The organism is Pseudoalteromonas sp. GW168-MNA-CIBAN-0100 (assembly GCF_040309225.1).
In the GTDB taxonomy this organism is placed as follows: Bacteria; Pseudomonadota; Gammaproteobacteria; order Enterobacterales; family Alteromonadaceae; genus Pseudoalteromonas; species Pseudoalteromonas arctica.
Genome location: NZ_JBEOOL010000947.1, coordinates 1 through 245, shown reverse-complemented (window position 1 = coordinate 245; position 245 = coordinate 1). Strand labels below are relative to the sequence as shown.

Here is a 245-nt window from a genome sequence, read left to right as displayed (position 1 = left end):
AAAAACTGCGCTCCGGTTAATGTGGTTGATAGCTTTTTTTCAGCGACAATATTTAACAATAATAAATTAGTGCCGATTAGTTGCGAATTTAACTGCTCTAAATAACTATTTATATTATCTATATTACTGGAGTACTTAAGCAGTTCATTAGATAGCTCGAGTAAAGGTAAATCCAACGCTACCTGTTTTTCTATCGTGGCTATATTAAGCTTTTGCACTTGCTGTTGTTTATAGCTTACTGAGTA

At 33.1% G+C, this 245-nt stretch carries 1 pseudogene; it reads right to left on the bottom strand.

Annotated elements, in window-relative coordinates:
- Positions 1 to 245, bottom strand: a pseudogene (locus AAEY62_RS24135) (hypothetical protein); the annotation flags it as partial.